The 23,930-nt window shown below is 67.5% G+C and carries 23 protein-coding genes and 1 tRNA gene; 18 read left to right on the top strand and 6 right to left on the bottom strand.

Annotated elements, in window-relative coordinates; all coding sequences use genetic code 11:
• The first annotated feature begins 2 nt into the window (after positions 1-2).
• From LYSHEL_RS10080 to LYSHEL_RS10095, 4 genes are all read left to right on the top strand, one after another.
• On the top strand, positions 3-1,277 hold the full coding sequence (locus LYSHEL_RS10080; protein ID WP_213433920.1) for a cytochrome b: 1,275 nt from the start codon (positions 3-5) through the stop codon (positions 1,275-1,277).
• On the top strand, positions 1,270-2,010 hold the full coding sequence (locus tag LYSHEL_RS10085) for a cytochrome c1 (RefSeq protein WP_213433921.1): 741 nt from the start codon (positions 1,270-1,272) through the stop codon (positions 2,008-2,010). The genes LYSHEL_RS10080 and LYSHEL_RS10085 overlap by 8 nt, the downstream gene beginning before the upstream one ends.
• Positions 2,011-2,221: 211 nt before the next feature.
• Positions 2,222-2,857 carry a glutathione S-transferase N-terminal domain-containing protein gene (locus LYSHEL_RS10090; RefSeq protein ID WP_213437766.1) on the top strand — a complete coding sequence of 212 codons (636 nt, stop codon included), beginning with the start codon at positions 2,222-2,224 and terminating at the stop codon, positions 2,855-2,857.
• Between the two features lie 28 nt (positions 2,858-2,885).
• Positions 2,886-3,332, top strand: a complete 447-nt coding sequence (locus LYSHEL_RS10095; protein WP_213433922.1) for a ClpXP protease specificity-enhancing factor — start codon at positions 2,886-2,888, stop codon at positions 3,330-3,332.
• Between the two features lie 45 nt (positions 3,333-3,377).
• On the opposite strand, the gene LYSHEL_RS10100 is transcribed toward LYSHEL_RS10095, so the two are convergent.
• Positions 3,378-3,704, bottom strand: coding sequence for a DUF3301 domain-containing protein (locus LYSHEL_RS10100; RefSeq protein WP_213433923.1), 327 nt, complete (start codon positions 3,702-3,704; stop codon positions 3,378-3,380).
• 66 nt (positions 3,705-3,770) lie between these two features.
• On the opposite strand from LYSHEL_RS10100, the gene LYSHEL_RS10105 reads away from it, so the two are divergent.
• Positions 3,771-4,562: an FHA domain-containing protein gene (locus LYSHEL_RS10105; RefSeq protein WP_213433924.1), complete on the top strand. Its 792-nt coding sequence runs from the start codon at positions 3,771-3,773 to the stop codon at positions 4,560-4,562.
• Here the strand turns inward: LYSHEL_RS10105 and nadC are convergent.
• Both nadC and LYSHEL_RS10115 read right to left on the bottom strand, forming a co-directional pair.
• Positions 4,559-5,413: a carboxylating nicotinate-nucleotide diphosphorylase gene (gene nadC, locus LYSHEL_RS10110; RefSeq protein ID WP_213433925.1), complete on the bottom strand. Its 855-nt coding sequence runs from the start codon at positions 5,411-5,413 to the stop codon at positions 4,559-4,561. The genes LYSHEL_RS10105 and nadC overlap by 4 nt on opposite strands.
• Positions 5,410-5,682: a Trm112 family protein gene (locus LYSHEL_RS10115; protein ID WP_213433926.1), complete on the bottom strand. Its 273-nt coding sequence runs from the start codon at positions 5,680-5,682 to the stop codon at positions 5,410-5,412. The genes nadC and LYSHEL_RS10115 overlap by 4 nt, the downstream gene beginning before the upstream one ends.
• A gap of 79 nt (positions 5,683-5,761) precedes the next feature.
• Here LYSHEL_RS10115 and purE point away from each other — a divergent pair, with 79 nt between their 5' ends.
• The gene (gene purE, locus LYSHEL_RS10120; RefSeq protein WP_213433927.1) at positions 5,762-6,280 is read left to right on the top strand and encodes a 5-(carboxyamino)imidazole ribonucleotide mutase; all 519 of its coding nucleotides are present in this window, start codon (positions 5,762-5,764) and stop codon (positions 6,278-6,280) included.
• A 19-nt stretch (positions 6,281-6,299) separates the two neighbouring features.
• On the top strand, positions 6,300-7,439 hold the full coding sequence (locus LYSHEL_RS10125; protein ID WP_213433928.1) for a 5-(carboxyamino)imidazole ribonucleotide synthase: 1,140 nt from the start codon (positions 6,300-6,302) through the stop codon (positions 7,437-7,439).
• 48 nt (positions 7,440-7,487) lie between these two features.
• On the opposite strand, the gene LYSHEL_RS10130 is transcribed toward LYSHEL_RS10125, so the two are convergent.
• A complete protein-coding gene (locus tag LYSHEL_RS10130) occupies positions 7,488-8,075 on the bottom strand; it encodes a superoxide dismutase (protein ID WP_213433929.1) in 588 nt (195 codons plus the stop codon).
• 81 nt (positions 8,076-8,156) lie between these two features.
• On the opposite strand from LYSHEL_RS10130, the gene grxD reads away from it, so the two are divergent.
• The 5 genes from grxD to ppnN all read left to right on the top strand — a co-directional run bounded on the left by grxD (position 8,157) and on the right by ppnN (position 14,891).
• Positions 8,157-8,492, top strand: coding sequence for a Grx4 family monothiol glutaredoxin (gene grxD, locus LYSHEL_RS10135; protein ID WP_213433930.1), 336 nt, complete (start codon positions 8,157-8,159; stop codon positions 8,490-8,492).
• 2 nt (positions 8,493-8,494) lie between these two features.
• Entirely contained in the window at positions 8,495-9,241 is a 747-nt protein-coding gene (locus LYSHEL_RS10140; protein WP_244858505.1) for an SDR family NAD(P)-dependent oxidoreductase, read from the top strand.
• A 9-nt stretch (positions 9,242-9,250) separates the two neighbouring features.
• Positions 9,251-9,853 carry a MarC family protein gene (locus tag LYSHEL_RS10145; RefSeq protein WP_213433932.1) on the top strand — a complete coding sequence of 201 codons (603 nt, stop codon included), beginning with the start codon at positions 9,251-9,253 and terminating at the stop codon, positions 9,851-9,853.
• A 208-nt stretch (positions 9,854-10,061) separates the two neighbouring features.
• The gene (locus LYSHEL_RS10150; RefSeq protein WP_213433933.1) at positions 10,062-13,385 is read left to right on the top strand and encodes a TonB-dependent receptor; all 3,324 of its coding nucleotides are present in this window, start codon (positions 10,062-10,064) and stop codon (positions 13,383-13,385) included.
• Positions 13,386-13,481: 96 nt separating this feature from the next.
• On the top strand, positions 13,482-14,891 hold the full coding sequence (gene ppnN, locus LYSHEL_RS10155; protein ID WP_213433934.1) for a nucleotide 5'-monophosphate nucleosidase PpnN: 1,410 nt from the start codon (positions 13,482-13,484) through the stop codon (positions 14,889-14,891).
• Between the two features lie 58 nt (positions 14,892-14,949).
• Here ppnN and LYSHEL_RS10160 read toward each other — a convergent pair whose 3' ends face one another.
• On the bottom strand, positions 14,950-15,351 hold the full coding sequence (locus LYSHEL_RS10160) for a type IV pilin protein (protein WP_279640118.1): 402 nt from the start codon (positions 15,349-15,351) through the stop codon (positions 14,950-14,952).
• 216 nt (positions 15,352-15,567) lie between these two features.
• Here LYSHEL_RS10160 and LYSHEL_RS10165 point away from each other — a divergent pair, with 216 nt between their 5' ends.
• From LYSHEL_RS10165 to LYSHEL_RS10185, 5 genes are all read left to right on the top strand, one after another.
• Positions 15,568-16,161: a prepilin-type N-terminal cleavage/methylation domain-containing protein gene (locus tag LYSHEL_RS10165; RefSeq protein WP_213433935.1), complete on the top strand. Its 594-nt coding sequence runs from the start codon at positions 15,568-15,570 to the stop codon at positions 16,159-16,161.
• Positions 16,155-16,787, top strand: coding sequence for a prepilin-type N-terminal cleavage/methylation domain-containing protein (locus LYSHEL_RS10170; RefSeq protein ID WP_213433936.1), 633 nt, complete (start codon positions 16,155-16,157; stop codon positions 16,785-16,787). Before LYSHEL_RS10165 ends, LYSHEL_RS10170 begins: the two co-directional genes overlap by 7 nt.
• Before the next feature lie 32 nt (positions 16,788-16,819).
• Positions 16,820-18,544 (top strand): PilX N-terminal domain-containing pilus assembly protein, encoded by a 1,725-nt coding sequence (locus LYSHEL_RS10175; protein WP_213433937.1) that lies wholly within the window; start codon positions 16,820-16,822, stop codon positions 18,542-18,544.
• 13 nt (positions 18,545-18,557) lie between these two features.
• Positions 18,558-20,939, top strand: a complete 2,382-nt coding sequence (locus tag LYSHEL_RS10180) for a prepilin-type N-terminal cleavage/methylation domain-containing protein (protein ID WP_213433938.1) — start codon at positions 18,558-18,560, stop codon at positions 20,937-20,939.
• A gap of 72 nt (positions 20,940-21,011) precedes the next feature.
• Positions 21,012-21,088 (top strand) — tRNA-Asn (locus LYSHEL_RS10185).
• Between the two features lie 60 nt (positions 21,089-21,148).
• On the opposite strand, the gene LYSHEL_RS10190 is transcribed toward LYSHEL_RS10185, so the two are convergent.
• A complete protein-coding gene (locus LYSHEL_RS10190; protein WP_213437770.1) occupies positions 21,149-21,715 on the bottom strand; it encodes a GspH/FimT family protein in 567 nt (188 codons plus the stop codon).
• Between the two features lie 145 nt (positions 21,716-21,860).
• Between LYSHEL_RS10190 and uvrB the strand changes: the two genes are divergently transcribed.
• The gene (gene uvrB / locus LYSHEL_RS10195; RefSeq protein ID WP_213433939.1) at positions 21,861-23,909 is read left to right on the top strand and encodes an excinuclease ABC subunit UvrB; all 2,049 of its coding nucleotides are present in this window, start codon (positions 21,861-21,863) and stop codon (positions 23,907-23,909) included.
• Positions 23,910-23,930: the final 21 nt, after the last annotated feature.

The following is a 23,930-nucleotide window of genomic DNA, read 5'->3' on the forward strand; positions in this document are numbered from 1 at the left end:
CCATGGCCAACTTCCTTGCCCGCACTTCCAAGAACATGATGGATTGGGTCAATGCGCGCGCGCCGGCGATGATGCCGGTGTACCGCAAGCACATGTCCGAGTACTACGCGCCGAAGAACTTCAACGTCTGGTACTACTTCGGTTCGCTGGCGCTGGTCATCCTGGTCAACCAGATCCTGACCGGCATCTTCCTGACGATGCACTTCAAGCCGTCCGCGGCGGAAGCGTTCTCGTCGGTCGAATACATCATGCGCGACGTCGAATGGGGCTGGCTGATCCGGTACATGCACTCCACCGGCGCCTCGCTGTTCTTCATCTGCGTCTACCTGCACATGTTCCGCGGCCTGATGTACGGCTCGTACCAGAAGCCGCGCGAGCTCGTGTGGCTGATCGGCATGGTGCTGTACCTGGTGCTGATGGCCGAAGCCTTCATGGGCTACGTGCTGCCGTGGGGCCAGATGTCGTTCTGGGGCGCGAAGGTGATCATTTCGCTCTTCGGCGCCATCCCGGTCATCGGCAACGGCCTGACCGAATGGATCATGGGCGACTACCTGCCCGGCGACGCCACGCTCAACCGCTTCTTCGCGCTGCACGTCATCGCGTTGCCGCTGGTGCTGCTGCTGCTCGTCGTGCTGCACCTGGGCGCGCTGCACGAAGTCGGGTCCAACAACCCGGACGGCGTGGACATCAAAAAGGGCCCGAAGGGCAACCGCTGGTCCACCACCGCGCCGGCCGACGGCATCCCGTTCCACCCGTACTACACGGTGGGCAAGGACCTGTTCGGCGTCGCGTTCTTCCTGATCCTGGCGGCCTTCATCATCTTCTTCGCGCCGACGTTCGGCGGCTGGTTCCTGGAGCACGACAACTTCACCGAGGCCAACCGCCTGGTGACGCCGGAGCACATCAAGCCGGTGTGGTACTTCACGCCGTACTACGCGATGTTGCGCGTCATCCCGTCGTTCTTCGCGATCAAGCTGTGGGGCGTGCTGGTGATGTTCGCGGCGATCGCGGTGCTGTTCCTGGTGCCGTGGCTCGACAAGTCGCCGGTCAAGTCCTATCGCTACCGCGGCCTGCTGTCGTGGGCGATGCTGATCATGTTCGCGATCAGCTTCGTGTGGCTGGGCAAGATCGGCGCGGGTCCGGGCACGGATCCGGTCGAGACGATCATCGGCCGCGTGCTGACCTTCCTGTACTTCGTGTTCTTCATCACCATGCCGATCTGGACCAAGCTCGACAGGACCAAGCCGGTGCCGGAACGAGTGACGATGCATGACTAAGACGCTCTCCCGCCTGGCCGCCTTCGCGGCGGGCCTGCTGCTCGCCGGCGCCGCCTTCGCTTCCGAGGAAGGCAACCTGCAGTCGGCCGGCGCGCGCCTGGACGACCGCGCCTCGCTGCAACGCGGCGCGCAGCTGTACATCAACTACTGCAGCGGCTGCCATTCGCTGAAGTACCTGCGTTACTCGCGCATGGCCGAAGACCTCGGCCTGAGCGAGGACGAGGTGATGGACAACCTCAACATCAGCGGCGTGAAGTTCGGCGAGACCATCGGCACGGCGATGACGCCGGAGCATGCCAAGGACGCCTTCGGCAAGATGCCGCCGGACCTGTCCCTGATCGCGCGCGTCCGTGGCAACGACTGGATCTACACGTACCTCAAGTCGTTCTACCTCGACGAAACGCGCCCGGTGGGCTGGAACAACACCGTGTTCCCGAACGCCTCGATGCCGAACCCGCTGTGGCAGATGCAGGGCCTGCAGCACGGCGTGATGGGCGCGAAGGACGCCAACGGCGAAGCGCACGTCGAGCGCCTGGCGCTCACGCAGCCCGGCGCGCAGAACGCCGAGCAGTTCGACCAGACGGTGCGCGACATCACCGCGTTCCTCGAATACGCCGGCGAGCCGGCCTCCCTCAAGCGCCAGGGCATGGGCGTGTGGGTGATCCTGTTCCTGGCCGCGTTCACGTTCCTCACCTGGCTCCTCAAGAAGGAATACTGGAAGGACGTGCACTGAGATCGACCCCATGGCGCCCGGGTTTCGCACCCGGACGCCACGCGGGAAGGGGCGTCCGGCACCCGGACCACCCCGGGGGTGGCGACATTTCGCGGAATGAACGCTAGGCTCGGGGGCCGGTGACCGTCCGCAAGGGGTGGATGGCGCCTTCCGGCAGGGCCCGCATCGACGGGTCCGCAGCCGGCGCTACCGATCGATGGAGAGATCGATGATGGCCGCGAGCCCGCGTATGCGTAATGCCCTGACGTTGTTCTCGTCGACCGACGACGTGCTCTGCCACCGCGTGCGCCTGGTGCTGGCCGCCAAGGGCGTCACGTACGACCTGATCCCGGTCGATCCGCAGAACCCGCCCGAAGACCTGATCGACCTCAACCCGTACCACTCCGTGCCGACCCTGGTCGAGCGCGAACTCGTGCTGTACGCGGCCTCCGTCGTCACCGAATACCTCGACGAGCGCTACCCGCATCCGCCGCTGATGCCGGTCGACCCGCTCTCGCGCGCCCGCCTGCGCCTGGCGATGCTGCGCCTGGAACACGACTGGGTGCCGCAGGTCCAGGCCATCCAGCTCGGCAACCGCCAGCAGGCCGAGGCCGGCCGCAAGCGCCTGAAGGAACTGCTCACCGCCTCGGTGCCGCTGTTCAAGGCCAGCAAGTTCTTCCTGAACCCGGAAATGAGCCTCGCCGACTGCGCGATGGCCCCGATCATCTGGCGCCTGAATTCCCTCGACATCCCGCTGCCGAAGGACGGCAAGGTCATCGAGGACTACGGCAACCGGATCTTCCGCAACCCCGGTTTCATGCGCAGCCTCACCGACCAGGAAAAGAAGTTGCGCGACATCCCTGCGTGATGCACGGGACGGGCGCTAGACTTCCGGCATGAGCGAAGACAGTCCCGGCGTCGACGGTCCGGCCATGACGAGCCATCGCCCGTATTTGCTGCGGGCGTTGAACGAGTGGATCGCCGACAACAACATGACCCCGCACCTGCTCGTGGACGCCACGCGCGCCGGCGTGCAGGTGCCGGCGCAGGCGGTGAGCGACGGCAAGGTGGTGCTCAACATCGCCGAACGCGCGGTCGCGCGGTTGCTCATCGACAACGACGCCGTCAGCTTCACCGCGCGCTTCGGTGGCGTGAGCCATCCGGTGGTCGTGCCGATCTCCGCGGTGCTTGCGATCTATGCGCGCGAGACGGGGCAGGGCATGGCGCTGCCGGACGATCCGACGGGCTCGCACGACGAACCGCCACCGCCTTCCGATGCAACACCGGATTCGCCGGGCAGCACGACGCCGCCGCGGCGCGGGCATTTGCGCGTCATCAAGTGACCACCGGAGGTGGTCATCCCCGCGAAGGCGGGGATCCAGCGCGCATCAATGCAACTGCACCACGTTCGCCGCGCGCACCGGGCCACTGAAAGACACCAGGCGACCGGAACGCAACACGAGCCGGCCGACGTGCCGATCGCTGCCGTCGTAGGAATACTCGAACCGGAACGTCCGCTCGAACCCGAGCTTGCCGTCGTCGTTGCGCTGGATGCGCAAGCCCGCGGCATGCACCGTCTGGTCGAGCCACTGCACGCCGGCGGCGCTGCAGGCATCGCGTCCCAGGGCTTCGGCGCGCTCGGCGGCGGCACGCGCCCGTTCCCAGTACGCCAGTGCGCACCCTGCGATGATCATCACAACGAGAATACTTGGCATGCACCTAATGTGACGGCGCTTCCGCGGCCCTGCAAGGCCGTCGGCCAAACATTGGGGAACCCACGCATGAAACTCGTCTTTCCTGGCGGCGAACACCCGCAGGTCCTGCTCGGCCCGGGCGTCAATCGCATCGGCTCCGATCCGCGGGCGAACATCGTGCTCGACAGTCCCGGCGTCCTCCCGCAGCACTGCCAGCTGCATGTCACGCCCACCGGCGTGATGCTCGACGTGCCGCACGGCACCACGGTCAGCGTAAACGGCCGCCAGGTCGACGGGCTCATCGCCCTGCGTCCGGGCGACAGCGTCGCGTTCGATCGCGTCGAAGCGCGCCTGGCCTCGATCGAAACCGCGGTCGCGTCCGTGCGCCACCAGGTCGGCGTGGCGGGTCGCTTGCCGGAATCGGCCAACGACGATCCCGGCGCCACCGCCGTGCGTCCCGTCGTGCCGCGCTACGTGTTGCGCGGCGTCTCGGGCGAAGGCTTCGGCCGTTCGCATGCGATCCACGGCAGCACCAGCGTCGGCCGTTCTCCGGAATGCGACCTGCGCATCGACGAACCCGGCCTCTCGCGCGTGCATGCGCGCCTGATGCCCACCGACGACGGCGTGCTGCTCGAAGACCTCGGGTCCACCAACGGCACCTTCCTCAACGGCAAGCGCGTCATCCGCGGCGAAGCGCACATCGGCGACGAAATCGGCTTCGACACGCTGCGCTTCCGCCTGATCGCACCGGGCCAGGCCGATGCCACGCACGAAGAAGTGCTCGCCAGCGTCGATGGCGGCACGTCGCGTCGCGCGTGGCTGGTGGCGATGGGCCTGCTGGCCGTCGTCGCGATCGTACTGGTGGCCGCGTTCCGCTAACCGCCGCGGCGGCCCAGCTTCATCGACAGGTCGATCGCGCGGACGTGCTTGGTCAGTCCGCCGATCGAAATGCAATCCACGCCGTCCTCGGCGATCGCGCGCACCGTCTGCAGGTCCACGCCGCCGGAGACTTCCAGCGGGATGCGGCCCTTCGCGCGCTGCACGGCTTCGCGGCGCGAGGCCGCGTCGAAGTCGTCGATCAGGATGCGTTCGCAGCCGGCCAGCAGCGCTTCGTCGAGCTGCGCCAGCGTTTCCACTTCCACGATCAGCGGCAATGACGGCTGCGCTTCGCGCGCGCGCTTGATCGCGGCGGTGATCGAACCCGCGGCGCGCACGTGGTTTTCCTTCAGCATCACCGCGTCATGCAGGCCCATGCGGTGATTGGCGCCGCCGCCCGCGCGCACGGCGTACTTCTGCGCGATGCGCAGGCCGGGGATCGTCTTGCGCGTGTCCAGGATCACCGCGCCCGTGCCGCGCACGGCTTCGACGTACTCGGCGGTGATCGTGGCGGTGCCGCTGAGCGTCTGCAGGAAATTGAGCGCCGCGCGTTCGGCGCTGACCAGCGCGCGCGCACGGCCTTCGAGCGTAGCGATGACGGTGTCGGCGCGGACGCGGTCGCCTTCGGCCACGTGCCAGGCGATGGCGACGTCGCGGTCGAGCGCGCGATGGCACGCATCGAACCACGGACGGCCGCACACGACCGCCGATTCCTTGCACAACAGGTAGGCGGTGTCGGTGATGTCGGGGAGCAGGGCGGCGGTGACGTCGCCGGTGCCCAGGTCTTCGGCGAGTGCGCGCGCGACATCGGCGGCGACCACGTCGGCCGGCGGCGGTGCGAACTCGTGGCTCATGGCGCGGCGGGGAAGTCCGCGACCTGGCCGGTCGCGAGGCCTTCATCGGCCAGCAGCACCGGGATGCCGTCGTCGATGCGGTAGGCGAGCTTGCGGTCGCGCGTGACGAGCGCCTCGCGCAGGGCGTCGGATTGCGGCTGGCCGTCGGCGCGCTTCACGCTGCCCGCGGCGATCGCCTGGTTGAGCGCCTGCAGGCCGCGCGCCTCGAGCAAGGACAGCGGCTGGCGCGTGGCGGGGCAGGCGAGGATGTCGAGCAGCTTGCGATCCATCGGCGGGCTGTGGCCTCGTCGGCGCGGCGGGGCCGCTAGAATACGCCCCTTCGCAGCAGGCGCGAGCCCCGGGAAACCCATGGCCAACGAAGACACCGCGGCAAGCACGGCGAAGCCGCTGGTCGGCATCGTGATGGGCTCGCGCTCGGACTGGGAGACGATGCAGCACGCGGCGGCCAAGCTCGAAGCGCTCGGCGTGCCGCACGAAGTGCGCGTGGTCTCCGCGCATCGCACGCCCGACGTGTTGTTCGAATACGCAGCCACGGCGGCGTCGCGCGGATTGCGCGCGATCATCGCCGGCGCCGGCGGTGCAGCGCACTTGCCGGGCATGCTCGCTGCGAAGACCGCGGTGCCGGTGCTCGGCGTGCCCGTGCAGAGCAAGGCGCTCAACGGCATGGATTCGCTGCTGTCGATCGTGCAGATGCCGGCCGGCATTCCCGTCGCGACGTTCGCGATCGGCAATGCGGGGGCGTCCAACGCGGGCCTGTTCGCGGCCGCGATGCTGGCGTCGGGTGACGCGCGCATCGCCAGGGCGCTCGAAGACTTCCGCGCGCGCCAGACCGACGACGTCGCGCGCAATGACGATCCGCGCAAGTGAACGGCACGGAGTGCACGGCATGACCACCGTCGGCATCCTCGGCGGCGGCCAGCTCGCGCGCATGCTCGCCTTGTCGGGCGCGCCGCTCGGCTTGCGCTTCCTGGTGATGGATACCGTGGCCGATGCGTGCGCGGGGCAGTTCGCGCCGATGATCGTCGGCGACTGGCGCGATGAAACCGCGCTCGCGGAATTCGCGTCGCGCGTCGACGTGGCGACGTTCGATTTCGAAAACGTGCCGGCCGAAGCCGCGCAATGGCTCGCCGAACGCGTGCCCGTGTTCCCCAGCCCGACGGCGCTCGCCGTCGCGCAGGATCGCCTCGCCGAGAAAACCCTGTTCCGCGACCTCGGCATCCCGGTGCCGCCGTTCGCCGCGGTGGATTCGCGCGCGTCGCTCGAAGCGGCGATCGCGCGCATCGGCACGCCGTGCATCCTCAAGACGCGTCGCCTCGGGTACGACGGCAAGGGCCAGTTCCGGTTGAAGTCGCCGGGCGACCTGGATGCAGCATGGGATGCGCTCGGCGTCCAGGCCACGACGGTGGGACTGATCCTCGAAGGGTTCGTCGCGTTCGAAAGCGAAGTAAGCGTGGTGGCCGTGCGTGGCCGCGATGGCGAGTTCCGCGCGTGGCCCATCACGCAGAACTGGCACGTCGATGGCGTGCTGTCGGCGAGCCTGGCGCCCGCGCCGGTGGACGCCGCGCTCGCGGACGCCGCCGTCGCGCATGCGCGCGCATTGGCCGAAGCCTTGTCGTACGTCGGCGTGTTCGCGCTGGAGTTGTTCTGCCGCGGTGGCGAACTGCTCGCCAACGAACTCGCGCCGCGCGTGCACAACTCCGGGCACTGGACGATCGAAGGCAGCGAGACGTCGCAATTCCAGAATCACCTGCGCGCCGTGCTCGGCCTGCCGCTGGGCGCCACGCGCATGGTGGGCGAGGCGTGCATGCTCAACTGGATCGGCGAGATGCCCGATGCGCGCGCGGTGCTCGCCGAACCGGGCGGTCACTGGCACGACTACGGCAAGGAATCGCGCGCCGGCCGCAAGGTCGGGCACGCGACGTTGCGCGCGGATACGCCGCAGGAACTGGCGGCGACGCTCGAACGCGTGGGCAAGTCGCTCGGGCGCGAAGTCCAGGTGCAACCCGTCATCGCCGCGCTGCGATGAGGCAAAAAAAAGCCCCGCATCGCGGGGCTTCTTTCATGCGCGCGTGTTTCAGCGCATCTGCTGTGCGACGAAATCCCAGTTGACGAGGTTCCAGAACGCCTCGACATACTTCGGCCGCGCATTGCGGTAGTCGACGTAGTACGCGTGTTCCCACACGTCGCACGTCAGCAGCGGCGTGTCTTCGCCGGTGATCGGCGTGGCCGCGTTCGACGTGCTCGCCAGCGCGAGCGAACCATCCGGGCGCTGCACCAGCCACGCCCAGCCCGACCCGAAGGTCTTGATGGCGGTGTCGGTGAACTGTTCCTTGAACTTGGCCACGTCGCCGAAGGCCTTGTTGATCGCCTCGCCGAGCTTGCCGGAGGGATCGCCGCCGCCGCCGGCCGTGGCCGGCTTCATGCAGTTCCAGTAGAAGGTGTGGTTCCAGACCTGCGCTGCGTTGTTGAACACCGCGCCCTGCGACTTGCGGATGATCCCGACCAGGTCCATCGCCGCGAACTCCGTCCCCTCGATCATCTTGTTGAGGTTGTCGACGTAGGCCTTGTGGTGCTTGCCGTGGTGGTAATCGAGCGTCTCGGCGGAGATGTGCGGCTCGAGCGCGGTACGGTCGTAGGGCAGGGGTGGCAGTTCGATCGCCATGTCAGGCTCCTTGCGGGCGGTGGGGGCGCAGTGCGCGAAGGCTTACAATTCTAGCCCTACGCTTGTCATGCAGGAGTCTGAATGTCCGTCCAGGGCACCCCCATCCAGAGCCGGATCCGTTCGGAAGTCACCGGCCACCCCATCGTGCTCTTCATGAAAGGCACGCCGCAGTTCCCGATGTGCGGCTTCTCCAGCCGCGCGGTGCAGGCGCTCAAGGCCGCCGGCGCGTCGCAGCTGCACACGGTCAACGTGCTCGAAGAACCCGAGATCCGGGCCAACCTGCCGCGCTATTCCGACTGGCCGACGTTCCCGCAGCTGTTCATCCACGGCGAACTCATCGGCGGATGCGACATCACGTGCGAGCTCGCCGAGTCGGGCGAGCTGGCGCGCATGATTTCCGAAGCGCAGAAGGCGTGAGCGTGGCGGTCGAAGGGGAGTCCACGCACGCGCCGCTCGCCGGGCGCGTCGTGCTCATCGCCGGCGCGCATGGCGGCCTGGGCACTGCGGCGTCGATGGCGTGCGCGCGCGCCGGTGCAACCGTCGTGCTGCTCGGGCGTCGCGTGCGCAACCTCGAACGCCTGCACGATGCGATCGCGAAGGACCCGCAGGTCGCGTCGGCGCCGGTGCTGTATCCGCTGGACCTGGAAGGCGCCACGCCCGACGACTACGCCGAACTCGCGCAACGCATCGGCGATGCGTACGGCCGCCTCGATGGCCTGCTGCATTGCGCCGCCGAATTCCGCGGGCTCACGCCGCTCGAGCACACCGATCCGGCCACGTTCGCGCGCGCGCTGCACATCGGGCTCACCGCGCCGTGGTGGCTGACGCAGGCGCTGCTGCCCGTGTTGCGCAAGTCCGACGATCCCGCGGTGGTGTTCGTGGTCGACGATGCGGCGCGCGTGTCGCAGGCGTACTGGGGCGGCTACGGCCTGGCCCAGCACGGGCGCGGTGCGCTCGTGGGCATGCTGCACGCCGAACTCGCCGGCACGCCGATCCGCGTGTCCGGCCTGCAACCCGGCCCGATGCGCACGGCGTTGCGCGCGAAGGCCTACGTCGACGACCAGGACCTCGACGCCCGCGATCCCGCGCTCGCAGCGGCCGCGTGCGTGGCGTTGCTGTCGCCGGCCGGCGCGGCCGACCGCGGCACCATCCGCCACCTCGCCTGACGCAGACCGATGACCATCGCCTCCGCCGCGCTGCTGCTGTTCCTGATCCTGGATCCGCTGGGCAACATCCCGGTGTTCCTGGGCTTGCTCAAGCCGTTGCCGGAAGCCCGCCGCCGCGTGGTGCTGGGGCGCGAGCTGCTCATCGCGCTCGGCGTGCTGATGGTGTTCCTGTGGGGCGGCAAGTACGCGCTGGAGCTGATGCACCTGCGGCAGGAGTCGGTGTCGATCGCCGGCGGGATCGTGCTGTTCCTGATCGGCCTGCGGATGATCTTCCCGCGGCCCGAAGGCCTGATGGGCGACATCCCCGGCGGCGAGCCCTTCATCGTGCCGATGGCCATACCGCTGGTGGCCGGCCCGTCCGGCATGGCCGCGGTGATGCTGATGGGATCCAACGAGCCGGGCCGCCTGCCGGAATGGAGCCTGGCGCTGCTGATCGCATGGGTGGCGACCGCCGTGATCCTGTTTTCGGCCACCTATCTCTATCGCTGGCTGGGCACGCGGGTGCTGATCGCCGTCGAGCGGCTGATGGGCATGTTGCTGGTCGCCATTTCGGTCCAGATGTTCCTGGACGGGCTCGGGGTTTACATCTCAAGCACGGTCGGCCCTTCCTGAATTCGGCAAGCCCGAATCCGGTCCGTCTTCCCCCTGACACGGCTCAGTCACACACCGAAATTATGGTGTTAAACTGGCGTTAACCCCACGAGACGCTCGTAGGGCGGGGATTCCACGAGGTTCCACCTCATTCGCAAACGGATTTGCGTGCGTGGGACTGCGCCCGTACGCCGCCAAACCATCCCGTATATCCGAGGCCTTGAAGAAGATGACTGATCGTAACCGCGTCCGGCTGTCCAAGCTGTCGTTGGCGCTGATCGCTGCACTCGCTGCAGCCCCCGCATTCGCGCAGAGCACGTCCGCCGGTGTCGGCGGTCGCGTCGTCGGTGCGGACGGCCAGCCGGTCGCCGGCGCCGAAGTCACCATCGTGCACGCCGAATCCGGCACCGTCAGCCGCGCCGTCACGGACGCGAACGGTCGTTACGCTGCGCGCGGCCTGCGCGTCGGCGGCCCGTACACCGTCACGGTGAACAAGGCCGATGCCGGCACGCGTTCGCAGGAAAACGTGTTCCTGGGCCTGGACAAGGTGGCTGAAGTCGACCTCTCGCTCGCCCCGGCGCAGCAGCTCAACACGATCACCGTCGTCGGCGCCTCGACGCAGTTCCAGCCCGACAACAAGGGCATCAGCACCAACATGTCGCGCGAAGACATGGACCGCATGCCGTCGCCGGATCGTTCGATCCAGAACATCGTGCGTGCCGATCCCCGCGTCGTTGTCACCGACCGCGACCGCGGCGCGTTCTCGGCCAACGGCCAGAACTTCCGCTACAACAGCATCACCGTCGACACGATCAACGCCGGCGACCCCTTCGGCCTGAACGACAACGGCCTGCCGACCAAGGGCACGCCGATCTCGCAGGACGCGATCCAGGAATACAACATCTCCACCGCCAACTACGACGTGGCCACGCGCCGCGGCGTGGGCGCGACGATCAACGCCGTCACCAAGTCGGGCACCAACGACTTCCACGGCTCGGCGTATTACGTCTACCAGAACGCTTCGAGCATGGTCGGCGAGAACGCCAGCGGCAAGAAGTGGGAAGGCTACGACAAGGACCGCACGCTCGGCCTGACCTTCGGCGGCCCGATCGTGAAGGACAAGCTGTTCTTCTTCCTCTCGCTCGAGAAGCAGAAGAAGGACGGCATCGGTTCTATCACCGGCCCGGCCGAATCCAACGCGACGCTGAAGGTCCCGGGCATCTCGCAGACCTTCATCGACAGCGTCATCGCCACCGCGCAGGCGCGCGGCCTGACGCCGGGCGACAACGGCCAGGCGCCGGACATGGACACCAAGCGTGGCCTGGTCAAGTTCGACTGGAACATCAATGACGCGCACCGCGCCAGCCTGCGCCTGAGCCAGACGAAGGAATTCGAACCCATCGTCACCAACGGCACCGTGACCGGTTCGTCGCCGCGCCTGGCGCTGTCGTCCAACTGGTACGTGCTCGACAAGAAGTCGACCAGCTACGCCCTGAGCTTCTACGACGACTGGTCCGAGAACTTCTCGACCGAAGCGTCGGTGGGCTACAGCGAATTCAACCAGGACCGCGACCCGATGGTCGGCGGCCACCAGCCGGCCGTGCTCGTGCGCGTCAACGGCACGACGGGCCCGGGCATCTTCCTCGGCACCGAGCCGCCGACCCACGCCAACCGCCTCAACGTGGAAACCTGGAACGGTTACTTCGCGGGCAGCTGGTACCTCGGCGACCACGTGGTCAAGGGTGGCCTGGATTACCAGAGCGACAAGATCTACAACCTGTTCCTGCAGCAGTACAACGGCAACTACGAGTTCAACAACCTCGCCGACTTCCAGAACGGCGTGTACAACCGTTACCAGCTCGCCACGCCGGCGCCGGGTTACACGCTCAACAACGTCGCCGCGCTGCTGACGATGAAGCAGTACGGCTTCTTCCTGCAGGACACGTGGCAGGCCAGCGACAAGCTGTCGCTGCAGTACGGCCTGCGCTACGACGTGCCGAAGATCTCGCCGGACCCGACGTACAACCCGTGCTTCGCCGCGCCCCCGGGCACCCTGGGTGACCTCGGCCCGTGCGGCCTGCGCGCCAACACGGCCGTCGGTTCCAACACGGCGTCGGCCACGGGCGGCTACGGCTACCCGAACACCGGCACGATCGACGGCAACTCGATCGTCCAGCCGCGCGCGTCGTTCAACTACACCATCAACGACAAGATGCAGCTGCGCGGTGGTGCAGGCCTGTTCGTGTCGAACACGCCGGCCGTGTGGGTCGCCAACCCGTACTCGAACAACGGCGTCGCCGTGTCCACGTACGACATCGGCCGCTTCAACCCGGCCACCCCGACCGTCACGCCGCCCTTCAGCCCGAACGGCAGCACGCAGACCGTGCCGGGCGTGACGCTGACCGACCCGGGCCTGGGCACCTCCTCGATGACGCTCGCCGTCGTCGATCCGGACTTCAAGCTGCCGACCGTCGCCAAGTACACCCTCGGCTTCGACATGCAGCTGCCGTTCCTGGATTCGGTGTTCACCGTCGAAGGCCAGTACATCGACACCGTGCACGGCATCAAGTACGACAACATCAACCTCGGCGCGCCGACCGGCGTGCTGCCGGATGGTCGCCTGACGTACCAGCGCACCCCGAACGGCACGACCACCGGCACCGGTGGCGCCAACCCGGCCCGCTGGAACGCCAACCCCTCGTTCGGCCAGAACATCCTGCTGACCAACACGGACAAGGGCCACGCCGAAAACCTGACCTTCTCGTGGAAGAAGCCGTTCGCCAACGATTGGTCCGCCATGGTGGCGTACACGATCAGCGACGCGACGGACGTCAACCCGGGCACCAGCTCGGTCGCCAGCTCCTCGTACGGCAACCGCGACTGGATCAACCCGAACGACGACTACGAAGCCACGTCGAATTACTCGATCCCGCAGCGCCTGATCGGCCAGGTCACGTGGGAACACGCGTTCTGGGGCGAGCACAAGACGCGCGTGTCGGCGTTCTATGACGGCCACTCCGGCGCGCCGTACAGCTGGGTGTTCTTCAACGACGTCAACGGCGACACCTCGTTCCGCGACCTGGCCTACATCCCGGTCAACCGCGGCGACGTGTCGTTCGCCCCGGGCACCAGCCAGGCCTCGATCGACTCGTTCTTCAACTACATCGCGAACAACGACCAGCTGGTGCGCCAGCAGGGCGGCATCTTCGACCGCAACGAAGGTCGCGCGCCGTGGGTGAACCAGATCGACCTGTCGCTGGCGCAGGAGCTCCCGGGCTTCGGCGAAGGCCACAAGGCGGAAATCCGCCTCGACATCTTCAACTTCCTCAACCTGCTCAACAAGGATTGGGGCGTCGAGCACCGCGCGAGCTTCCCGCTCGAGCGCACGCTGGCGACGGTTGCGGGCATCGATGCGCAGGGCCACTACATCTACAACATCAATGCCCAGCTGGACGCGTTCGGCAACTACGCGCCGGCGCCGCTGCCGGTCAACGAGAACTTCAACCCGTCGCAGCGTTGGGCGGCGAACGTGACGCTCCGTTACGAGTTCTGATCCAGCACCAAGGCGTCACGAAAACGGCCGGGGAAACCCGGCCGTTTTTCGTTGGGGAAGCTGCAAGCCGGGCCCCGACGCGATAAAGTCCTGCCGATGAATCCACACGACCACACCGACGCCGGACAGCCGGCCGTCCACAACGACACCCTCCTGCCCACGGTCAACGCGCGCATCTATCCGCGCGGCGGCCTCGACGTGTTGTCGCGCGCCGAAGTCGCGCGCCTGCGCGACGCTTCCTCCGGCGGCATGCACGACCTGCTGCGTCGCTGCGCGCTCGCCGTGCTCACCAGCGGCAGCGCGTCGGACGATCCGCGCGCGGCGCAGGAGCTCTATCCCGATTTCGACATCCAGGTGCTGCAGCAGGATCGCGGCGTGCGCATCGACCTGCACCACGCACCGGCGATGGCGTTCGTCGACGGCGAGATCATCCGCGGCGTCGCGGAGCTGCTGTTCGCCGTCGTGCGCGACCTGGCCTACACCGCGATCGAACTGCACGAAGACCGCGACCTCGAAAGCGGCCCCGGCATCACCGACGCCGTGTTCGGCCTGTTGCGCAACGCGCGCGTGCTGCATCCGACGGATCCCAACCTCGTCGTCTGCTGGGGCGGCCATTCGATCGGCCGCGACGAATACGTCTACACCAAGCAGGTCGGTTACGAACTCGGCCTGCGCGGCCTGGACATCTGCACGGGCTGCGGCCCGGGTGCGATGAAGGGCCCGATGAAGGGCGCGACGATCGCGCACGCCAAGCAGCGCCGTCGCAAGACGCGTTACATCGGCATCACCGAGCCGGGCATCATCGCGGCCGAATCGCCGAACCCGATCGTCAACCACCTCGTGATCATGCCGGACATCGAGAAGCGCCTCGAAGCGTTCGTGCGCATGGGCCACGGCATCATCGTGTTCCCCGGCGGCGTGGGCACGGCGGAAGAAATCCTGTACCTGCTCGGCATCCTGCTGCGCGAGGAGAACGCGGACCTGCCGTTCCCGCTGATCCTCACCGGCCCGACCGCATCGGCGCCGTACTTCGAACAGATCGACCACTTCCTGCGCCTTACCCTGGGTGATGCGGCCACGTCGCGCTACGAGATTATCGTGGGCGATCCGGCGAAGGTGGCCAAGCGGATGTCGGCGGGCGTGCGCAAGGTGCGCGAGTACCGCATCGCGCACAAGGATTCGTTCTACTTCAACTGGTCGATGACGGTGCCGCTGGAATTCCAGAAGCCGTTCGTGCCGACGCACGAAGCGATGGCCGCGCTCGACCTGCACCACGGGCGCAAGCCGCACGAACTCGCCGCGGATTTGCGCCGCGCGTTCTCCGGCATCGTCGCCGGCAACGTCAAGGAAGACGGGTTGCGCCGCATCGAGGAGCGCGGGCCGTTCGAGATCCACGGCGACGCCGACATGATGCAGGCGCTCGATGCGTTGCTCCGGGCGTTCGTCGAACAGCGCCGCATGAAGATCGCCGGCGAATACCGGCCGTGCTATCGCGTGCTGTCGTGAGCGTGGCGGCCTGAAGCGAAGGTGCCGCCGAGCGGCGGCACCACTAGCGGCTTACGGCTTACTGGCGCCAGCAGTAATCCACGTTGTTGCTGTCGCTCATGCCCTTGGTCGCGATGCCCGCTGCCATCGTGAGGACGAAATTGGCGCAGCGGGGGTCATTGGCAAGGTCGCCCTTGCGGGTCGCCGTCAGGACGTAAGTCGTCGGGGCGGTTGCCGCGACGATGGTCGTACTGACCGTGTAGTACTTCAGCGACGCGTTGTACGCGGTGCTGTTCGCGGCATTGCCGGTCAACTGGTCCAGGGTGCCATACGTCGGGTTGTCGGCGCGCCAGCGTTCTTCGCGCAGTTGCATGTCGCCGATCGCCTGCATCGCCTCCGCGCGCTTGCCCTTGCGGACATGCTCGACGTACTGGGGAATCGCGATGATCGCCAGGATCGCGATGACCGCGACCACGATCATCAACTCGATCAGCGTAAAGCCCTTCGGGCGCCTGGCCTTCGAACGTGTGGCGTGCATCACGGTTTTCCCCTGTAGTCCCGCTGCGATGCTACGCCGGTGCCCTTCGGGGCGCAAAACCGTTGGCCCCATCGGACTTCCCACTCATCGGTAAGCGCTGGAAACGGGGCCGGGACCTACGTGAGACTGCGATCGAACTCAGGGGGAGGGCTTCGGCCCATGCGCGCCATGCAACGCCAATCCGGTACTGCGCAAGACGGCTTCACGCTCCTGGAGCTGATGGTCGCGGTCGCCGTTTTCATCGTCCTCTCCGCGCTCGCGGCACCGAGCTTCATCACCTATCTGGACAAGGCGCGCGTGCGCGGCGCCGCGGATTCGGTGGTCAACCAGATCGGGCAGGCGCGGCAGGTCGCGGTCAAGTTCGATCGCAGCGTGTCGTTGTCCACCACCGGCACCGGCGCCACGTGGTGCCTCGGCGCCAACCAGGCGGCAACGCCCACCGTCGGCAGCCAGACGGGTGCCCCGGTCGCGTGCGATTGCACGCAGGCCAGCGCGTGCATGGTCGACAGCCGCGAGATGGTGATCGGCAACGTGCAGCATCCCGGCGTGACGCTCAGCTCCGCCGCGTCGGAACTCGTGTTCGACGGCCGCCTCGGTGCGCGCTCCGACGCCTTCACCGGCGATGCCGATGCCAGCAGCTTCGATCTCACGTCGCAGTCGGGGCGCTACGTGCTCACGGTGAGCGTCTCGCCGCTGGGCCAGGCCTCCGTCTGCAGCAAGTCCGGCAACATCCTGGGGTATCCGACATGCTGATCCGTCGCGCGCTTCCGTCGCCGCGCAACGCACGCGGCTTCACCCTGGTCGAGATGATGGTCGCCATCGTGCTCGGCCTGCTGGTGGTGTCCGCGGTGCTCGCCTTCATCTTCAGCCTGATCCGCGCCAACAGCGAAACCGTGCTGTCCACGCGCCTCAACCAGGAACTGCGCGCCACGATGTCGCTGGTCGCCAACGACCTGCGCCGCGCGCGCGGCCTGGCCGATCCGATCGCCGCGGTGAACCAGGGCGGCACGGTCACCAATCCCTTCTCCAACGTCGATGTCTCGACGGCGGGTTGCGCGCGCTACTCGTATGCCGAAGACATCGCCGGCGGCACCACCAATTTCCGCGCGATCCGGTTGAACGCGGGCAAGGTCGTGCTGGTGCGCCAGGCCACCGCCGCCGCCGCCACGTGCGCCGCCGCGGGCACGGTGCTCAACACCAACGGCATCGAGATCACCAGCCTCACCTTCACCAACCCGGGCGGCAACGCGCGGCGCATCGACATCCTGATGACGGGCCGCCTGCGCAACCCGCCGGCCTACATGGGTGCCACGCCGTCGATGGCCATCACCACCAAGACGATCCGCCAGACCATTTCCATCCGGTCCAACGGGACCTGATGGACACGCACGAGACATCGCAGGAGTCGACGATGACCCGCAATCGCAACTTCACCCCGCAACGCCACGCGCGCGGCAACGCGCTGCTCGTCGCGGTCATCCTGTTGCTGCTGGCCAGCGTGATCACGCTGCTCACGCTCAACGTCGGCCTGTTCGAGCAACGCTCGTCGGGCAACGACGCGCGCGCCAAGATCATTTCCGAAGTGGCCGAGGCCGGCGTCTCGCAGGGCGCGGAATACTTCCGCCTCAAGCCGACGTCGCTGCTCGCCACGTCCGGCAACTGGGCGCGCTGCATCGACCTGGCGGACAAGACGCAGTTCCCGTGCGGCTCCATCCCGGACGCCGGCCGACGCGACACGATGTACTACTGGGTCAACGGCAGCACGCCGGGCGACGTCAACGGCGACGGCATCAGCAACGACCTGCTCGACCAGCGCATGTTGCCGCTCGGCAGCGTGCTGACCGGCGGCAGCGCCCCGGCGCGCATCACCACCGTCGGCAACTTCAACAACGTGGCCTACGGCGTCGGCGTCGTGCTGTGCCGCATCGCGCTGCCGACCGCCCCGGGCGATCCGACGCGTTGCACCACCGTTGCGTCGGAGCAGAGCAGCACCTACGTCTACAACTTCGTCAGCATCGCGGGCCTGGGCCAGACGGAGACCGAAGGCACGCGCACCACCGTGTCGCAGATGCTGGGCCAGTACCAGATCTTCCAGCCGAACATGAACATGCCGCCGGTCATCGCGTCCGGCAGCGTGGACGTCACCGGCGGCCTGCAACTCGTCACCAATCCCAACGGCGGCGGCCCCGGCGTGCCGGTGTCGGTGTGGACGCGCAAGGACATCACCAAGACCGGTACGCCCAACACCTGCTACGCCGACGAGTTCTACCGCTACGGCGCCAAGAACAACGCGCCGCCCACGCTCGACACGAGCGGCGTGGTGCTGTGCGACACCTGCGGCTGCAACGGCGACGTCAGCCTGTCCTACGACAAGTCCGGCAACCAGCAGGACGAGGGCATGGACATCCTCGACGTCGACGGCAGCACCGGCACCAACGGCAAGGGCGTCAACGCGGACGTCGTGGCATCCGAATTCCCGTGCGACCTGTTCGGCTACGTCTTCGGCGTCAACGCACGCATGGACACCAACGGCGACTTCTTCTGCGAAACGCTGGTCCCGGCGGTGCAGTACACCTCGCCGACCACGATGGCCACGGTGAACCTGGATGCCGACGAAGCGTTCCTCTACAAGAACGCCACGTACATCCTGCCGCGCGACGGCACGGCGCAGAGCCTGATGGATCCGAGCCAGACGTGGGGCGGCGGCTATCCGTCCTCCTCGCTGTCCGGCATCGTCTGGTGCCAGACCAACTGCAACATCGGCTCCAACACGCAGGTCGGCACGCCGGCCAAGCCGGTCGTGCTGGTGATCGACGGCAACGCGCGCATCCAGGGCCGCGTGTTCGGCCTGGTGTTCATGCGCACGCCGGCCGCCACGCCGGCCAAGCATCCGCTCAACGGCGCGCACGACCACACCGCGGACAAGCTCGATCCCGCCACCGGCGGCACGGCCACGCTCGACATGAACGCCGGCGCCACCGTGTACGGCGCGGTCGTCGTGCAGGGCAAGATCGACAAGGCCAACGGCACCGCCGCGATCATCTACAGCGGCGACGTGTTCAAGAATTTCGCCGGCAGCATTCCGCCCAAGACTTCCAACCTCCCCGGCGCGTGGACCGACCGGTTGACCTACTGAGCGGAGCATGGACATGACTCGCACACACACTCTTCGCGCCCGGGCCCGCGGTTTCTCGCTGCTCGAAGTGCTCCTCGCCGTCGTGCTGCTCGCGACCGGCCTGCTCGCGCTCGCCGCGTTGCAGGGCGCGCTGGCGCGCAACTCGGCGGACGCCAAGATCCGGTCGCGCGTGGTCGCGCTGCTCGAGGCGGACCTCGACACGCAACGGTCCACGTCATACACCACCGTCGCGTCGCTGGGCGCGCCGATCACGGCGACCAACCCGGATTGCTCCGACCTCACCGTGCTCAACGCGGTGGAAGTGACCGCCTGCGAAGCGGGCCTAGGCAACCTCACGCTCACGCGCACCGTCACGCAGTACGGCGGCCTCGCCAACGGCAGCGCGTTCGGTGCCGGCGCGCCGGTGGCGCCCAGCAAGGCGGAGTTCAAGCAGATCACCGTCACCGCGGCATGGACCGACGCGCAGGGCCAGGCGCGCAGCGCCAACATGAGCACCTCGCTCAGCCCGCTCGCGCTGGACGTCAACAATCCGCTCGTCGACAACAATTCCGGCAACGCGCCGCCGAAGTCGCCGGTCGTGCGCCAGGCCGATCCCACCACCGCCGGCATGATCCCGATCGCGCTGGGCAACGGTGACTCGACCGCCGCGTCCAACCCGACGCCGGAACTCGTGGGCCGCAACAACAACCAGCAGCTGGTCGGCACCAAGTTCAACGTGCTCACCTACACGCCGTCGGGCACGATGGCCGTCATCCAGCAGCGCATCGAAACCGAAGTGCTCAAGTGCACGTGCCAGTACGGCGCGGGCGGCAACAACCTCGGCGAGATCTATCGCGCGTCGCAATGGCCGGCCGTGTGGACCGGCAAGCGCTACGACGTGTACATCCCGGACACCGCCACCACCGCGCCGGGCCAGCAGTACGCGTCCGGCCCGAAGGCGGGTGTCTCGCAGAGCCCGCTGTGCCAGGAATGCTGCCGCGACCACCACGACAACCCGGCGGACAGCACCAACGCGAAGTTCGATCCGGAAGCCACGGGCACCACGTACCAGAAGTACGACCTCAACGGCTCCAACCAGCTCGTCAACGCGGGCAACACCACCTCGTCCACGTACGTCGACTCGTGCCGCATCATCCGCGTCGACGGGTTCTGGCGCACGGCGGCCGACATGTATTCGCGCCAGTTCGGCCTGCTGGAAACCGAAACGGTGCAGGGCGTCCAGGCCAAGACCGGCCTGCCGACGACCGCCGCCACCACGGCGTACACCACCTACGTCAAGGACTACCTCAAGCAGTACGACGGGACGTCCGCGAGCGCGCCGACCAACGCGCAGTCGATGTACGACGACTCCGCGCGCGGCCTCAACAACCCGGCCACGATCACGATCAGCACGCCGTCCACCACGGACTATCGCTACCTGCATGCCCGTGGCCTGTACGTCGACCATCTTGAAAAGCAGGCACGCGAAACGCTGGCCAAGGCGTTGGCCGACAAGCGCGCGCAGGGCCAGTGCGCCGCGGGCAGCTCCACGTTGCCGGACTGCGTGCTGCCGTACCTGCCGTTCACCACGGTCAACATGACCGAAATCGCCGACTGGGATGCGTCCGACGACACGGTGCTCGCCGTCAACACCGGCAACCTGCTGTCGCTCAATCCGTCGCAGCCTTCGGGCGGTCGCGCGTACGGCGTCAAGGTCGGCACGTCGAACAACACCGCCTCGGTGCGCACGTCCAACTCCGGCGTCGCGGTGAGTTCGATCATCCCGGCCGCGACCGACAAGCTGGGCGACGAACCCCTGGTCAGCGACCTGCAGGCGTACACGGTGGGCGGCGCCACCACGCCGCCGACCGGCGACGAGTTCTACATCGCGCTGTCCGGTGGCGGCACCAACCCGTACGCCTTCTACGTGATCGCCAGCGACACCGGCGAGTGCGTCAAGCCGACCTCGGGCAACCGTCGCTGCTCCACCAACTCCGCGCTGCCCGCGGCGGGTTCGATCCGCCTCGAGCACTACTGGCAGGAAACGACGATCGCCACCGCGGCCAGCACCGTGCTGGGCAGCGTGCAGTGCACGTACAACGGATCGGCCGTCACCATCGCCACCAACGGCCAGAACGCGAACATCGACGTGCCTTCGTTCCGCAACTACGTCGTGACTGGCGTTACCGGCGGGACGGGCGCGAGCATCGGCCTCCCGGTCAACGACACGAAGGCCACGGAAACCACCACGATCTCGTTCACCGCCCTGCCGAAGAACGGCACGATCACCGTGACCCTCGCGGAGCAGTCGGGAAGCCCGATCAAGGCGGTCCTGACGGCGTGCACGGCCACGAAGCAGGGCAACAACTACTACTTCGAAACGGGCACGTGGACCAAGTCGTGGCTGGCGCCCTGATGCGGATGCAGCAAGAAACATGCATCTGACGGATTGACGCACCCGGGCGGGCGGCCCAAAATACGCGCCCCCGCCCGAATAGCTCAGCCGGTTAGAGCACTTGACTGTTAATCAGGGGGTCGTTGGTTCGAGTCCAACTTCGGGCGCCAGATTCCGCGAAAGGCCAGCCACCAGGCTGGCCTTTCGTTTTTGCGGTCCAGGTGCGCGCTTCATTGCGCATCCACGCACGCACGCGCCGCGCCCGCGTCCGGCGCAGCAGCGCGCAATCGCCCCGCGTTATTGAGCACCAGCGCCGTCGCGTGCCCCGTGCCGCGCCCGTCGCACAGGGTGAAGGTGGTGTTCGTCCCCGCGCTGCTGCCATCGGGCTGGAACACCAGCCGCGTGCGCCCGATCGTGCTGCGCAGGCGCACCTTGCCGCCCAGCGGCCCGACCTGCTGCAGCAACGATTCCCCCGCATCGTGGACGCGATCGCCATCCGCGTCGGCATAGGCGATCCACCCGCGATGCCAGTCGATCCCGCCCCCGCACGCATGCGGCACGCCGGGGCACACGACGACGTCCTGCGCGCCCGACGCCGCCCGGCTGGCCGCCAGCAACACGCTCGCCGCCAGCGCCTGCTGCGCCGTGCCGCTCCGCGTGGCCTCGCGCGCGCCGTCGAACACCGGCAGTGCCACGGCCGCCAGCACCCCCAGCACCGCGACGGCGATCATCACTTCGATCATCGACACGCCCGCGACGGGCAAGCGGTTGCGGGATCGGGGGCAGGGCGGCTTCATGCCGATGAACGCTACGCACCGCGCCGCCTCCGCCCCATCGGACATTGCTGCCACACCGTGTCAGGAGATCCCCCGCCAGCGCGTCAGGCTTCATGACCCCGGGGCTACACTCGCCCGCTTCCCGTTCCAGAACCGATCGCACCCGATGCCGCGACCCGAACCACCGTCCGACCACACGAAGTTCCAGCTCGTCGCGCCGTACACGCCCGCGGGCGACCAGCCGCAGGCGATCGAGAAATTGGTGCAGGGCTTCGAATCGGGCCTGGCGAAGCAGACGCTGCTCGGCGTCACCGGTTCGGGCAAGACCTACACGGTCGCCAACCTGATCCAGGCGGTGCAGAAACCCACGCTGGTGATGGCGCCCAACAAGACGCTGGCCGCGCAGCTGTACGGCGAGTTCAAGGCGTTCTTCCCGCACAACGCGGTCGAGTATTTCGTCAGCTACTACGACTACTACCAGCCGGAGGCCTACGTGCCTTCGTCGGACACGTACATCGAGAAGGACAGCTCGATCAACGAACACATCGAGCAGATGCGCCTGTCCGCCACCAAGGCGCTGCTGGAACGCCGCGACGCGATCATCGTGTGCACCGTGTCGGCGATCTACGGCCTGGGCGACCCGAACGAATACTTCAACATGGTCCTGCACATGGTGCGGGGCGAGCGCATCGACCAGCGCGAGCTGATCCGCCGCCTCACCGAGATGCAGTACACGCGCAACGAATTCGAACTGCAGCGCGGCCACTACCGCGTGCGCGGCGAGACCATCGACGTGCACCCGGCCGAAAGCGACATGGAAGCGCTGCGCATCGAGCTGTTCGACGGCGAGATCGAAACGCTGTCCCTCTTCGATCCGCTGACGGGCGAGGTGATGCGCAAGGTGCCGCGCTACACGATCTACCCGAAGTCGCACTACGTCACCACGCGCCCCACCGTGCTCAACGCGGTGGAAGGCATCAAGGCCGAACTGCGCGAGCGCCTGGAGCAGCTGTACGCGCAGAACAAGCTGGTCGAAGCCCAGCGCCTGCAGCAGCGCACCCAGTACGACCTGGAGATGCTGTCGGAAGTCGGCTACTGCAACGGCATCGAAAACTATTCCCGCTACCTCACCGGGCGCATGCCCGGCGAGCCGCCGCCGTGCCTGTTCGATTACCTCGCGCCGGATGCGCTGCTGATCGTCGACGAATCGCACGTGACCGTCCCGCAGATCGGCGCGATGTACAAGGGCGACCGCTCGCGCAAGGAAACGCTGGTGGAGTTCGGGTTCCGCATGCCGTCGGCGCTCGACAACCGCCCGCTGAAGTTCGAGGAATGGGAATTGCGTTCGCCGCGCAGCGTGTACGTGTCCGCCACGCCGGGCCCGTACGAATTGCGCGAATCCAACGGGGAAGTCGTCGAACTCGTCGTGCGCCCCACGGGCCTGATCGATCCCGTCGTCGAGATCCGCCCCGTCGCCACGCAGGTCGACGACCTGTTGAGCGAAGCCAACCTGCGCATCGCGATGGGCGACCGAGTTCTGGTCACCACGCTGACCAAGCGCATGGCGGAAAACCTCACCGAATACCTCGGCGAACACGGCATCCGCGTGCGGTATTTGCATTCGGACGTCGACACCGTGGAGCGCGTGGAGATCATCCGCGACCTGCGCCTCGGCAAGTTCGACGTGCTGGTGGGCATCAACCTGCTGCGCGAAGGCCTCGACATGCCGGAGGTCTCGCTGGTGGCGATCCTCGATGCCGACAAGGAAGGGTTCCTGCGGTCCGGCGGGTCGCTGATCCAGACCATCGGCCGCGCCGCGCGCAACCTGCGCGGCAAGGCGATCCTCTACGCCGACCGCATCACCAAGTCGATGCAGCACGCCATCGACGAAACCGATCGCCGCCGCGCGCGCCAGGTGGAATACAACGCCGAGCACGGGATCGTGCCGCGCTCCGTCGCCAAGCCCATCGTCGACATCCTGGAAGGCGCGCGCACCGAACCGGGCGGCGAACGCAAGAAGGGCAAGGGCCGCACCGCCGCCGCCGTGGCCGAGGACAACGCCGACTACACGGTGCTCAACCCCGCGCAGGCCGCGGCGAAGCTCAAGGCGCTGGAAGCGAAGATGTACCAGCACGCGCGCGACCTGGAGTTCGAGGACGCCGCGCGCGTGCGCGACCAGATCCGCAAGCTCAAGGACGCCAGCCTGGCGACCTGAAGTCGGGCGCGCGTCCCAGTT

The organism is Lysobacter helvus (assembly GCF_018406645.1).
Classification (GTDB): domain Bacteria; phylum Pseudomonadota; class Gammaproteobacteria; order Xanthomonadales; family Xanthomonadaceae; genus Noviluteimonas; species Noviluteimonas caseinilytica.

What these genes read in the sequence shown, in the direction of transcription:
- LYSHEL_RS10145 (WP_213433932.1), top strand. Translation starts at nt 9,251, where the DNA reads ATGACCATCGCCTCCGCCGCGCTGCTGCTGTTCCTGATCCTGGATCCG.
- LYSHEL_RS10165 (WP_213433935.1), top strand. Translation starts at nt 15,568, where the DNA reads ATGCGCGCCATGCAACGCCAATCCGGTACTGCGCAAGACGGCTTCACG.
- LYSHEL_RS10175 (WP_213433937.1), top strand. Translation starts at nt 16,820, where the DNA reads ATGACCCGCAATCGCAACTTCACCCCGCAACGCCACGCGCGCGGCAAC.
- LYSHEL_RS10160 (WP_279640118.1), bottom strand. Translation starts at nt 15,351, where the DNA reads ATGATCGTGGTCGCGGTCATCGCGATCCTGGCGATCATCGCGATTCCC.
- LYSHEL_RS10080 (WP_213433920.1), top strand. Translation starts at nt 3, where the DNA reads ATGGCCAACTTCCTTGCCCGCACTTCCAAGAACATGATGGATTGGGTC.
- nadC (WP_213433925.1), bottom strand. Translation starts at nt 5,413, where the DNA reads ATGAGCCACGAGTTCGCACCGCCGCCGGCCGACGTGGTCGCCGCCGAT.
- LYSHEL_RS10115 (WP_213433926.1), bottom strand. Translation starts at nt 5,682, where the DNA reads ATGGATCGCAAGCTGCTCGACATCCTCGCCTGCCCCGCCACGCGCCAG.
- LYSHEL_RS10100 (WP_213433923.1), bottom strand. Translation starts at nt 3,704, where the DNA reads ATGCCAAGTATTCTCGTTGTGATGATCATCGCAGGGTGCGCACTGGCG.
- LYSHEL_RS10130 (WP_213433929.1), bottom strand. Translation starts at nt 8,075, where the DNA reads ATGGCGATCGAACTGCCACCCCTGCCCTACGACCGTACCGCGCTCGAG.
- LYSHEL_RS10190 (WP_213437770.1), bottom strand. Translation starts at nt 21,715, where the DNA reads ATGAAGCCGCCCTGCCCCCGATCCCGCAACCGCTTGCCCGTCGCGGGC.
- ppnN (WP_213433934.1), top strand. Translation starts at nt 13,482, where the DNA reads ATGAATCCACACGACCACACCGACGCCGGACAGCCGGCCGTCCACAAC.
- LYSHEL_RS10170 (WP_213433936.1), top strand. Translation starts at nt 16,155, where the DNA reads ATGCTGATCCGTCGCGCGCTTCCGTCGCCGCGCAACGCACGCGGCTTC.
- LYSHEL_RS10095 (WP_213433922.1), top strand. Translation starts at nt 2,886, where the DNA reads ATGAGCGAAGACAGTCCCGGCGTCGACGGTCCGGCCATGACGAGCCAT.
- LYSHEL_RS10085 (WP_213433921.1), top strand. Translation starts at nt 1,270, where the DNA reads ATGACTAAGACGCTCTCCCGCCTGGCCGCCTTCGCGGCGGGCCTGCTG.
- uvrB (WP_213433939.1), top strand. Translation starts at nt 21,861, where the DNA reads ATGCCGCGACCCGAACCACCGTCCGACCACACGAAGTTCCAGCTCGTC.
- LYSHEL_RS10105 (WP_213433924.1), top strand. Translation starts at nt 3,771, where the DNA reads ATGAAACTCGTCTTTCCTGGCGGCGAACACCCGCAGGTCCTGCTCGGC.
- LYSHEL_RS10090 (WP_213437766.1), top strand. Translation starts at nt 2,222, where the DNA reads ATGGCCGCGAGCCCGCGTATGCGTAATGCCCTGACGTTGTTCTCGTCG.
- LYSHEL_RS10150 (WP_213433933.1), top strand. Translation starts at nt 10,062, where the DNA reads ATGACTGATCGTAACCGCGTCCGGCTGTCCAAGCTGTCGTTGGCGCTG.
- purE (WP_213433927.1), top strand. Translation starts at nt 5,762, where the DNA reads ATGGCCAACGAAGACACCGCGGCAAGCACGGCGAAGCCGCTGGTCGGC.
- grxD (WP_213433930.1), top strand. Translation starts at nt 8,157, where the DNA reads ATGTCCGTCCAGGGCACCCCCATCCAGAGCCGGATCCGTTCGGAAGTC.
- LYSHEL_RS10125 (WP_213433928.1), top strand. Translation starts at nt 6,300, where the DNA reads ATGACCACCGTCGGCATCCTCGGCGGCGGCCAGCTCGCGCGCATGCTC.
- LYSHEL_RS10180 (WP_213433938.1), top strand. Translation starts at nt 18,558, where the DNA reads ATGACTCGCACACACACTCTTCGCGCCCGGGCCCGCGGTTTCTCGCTG.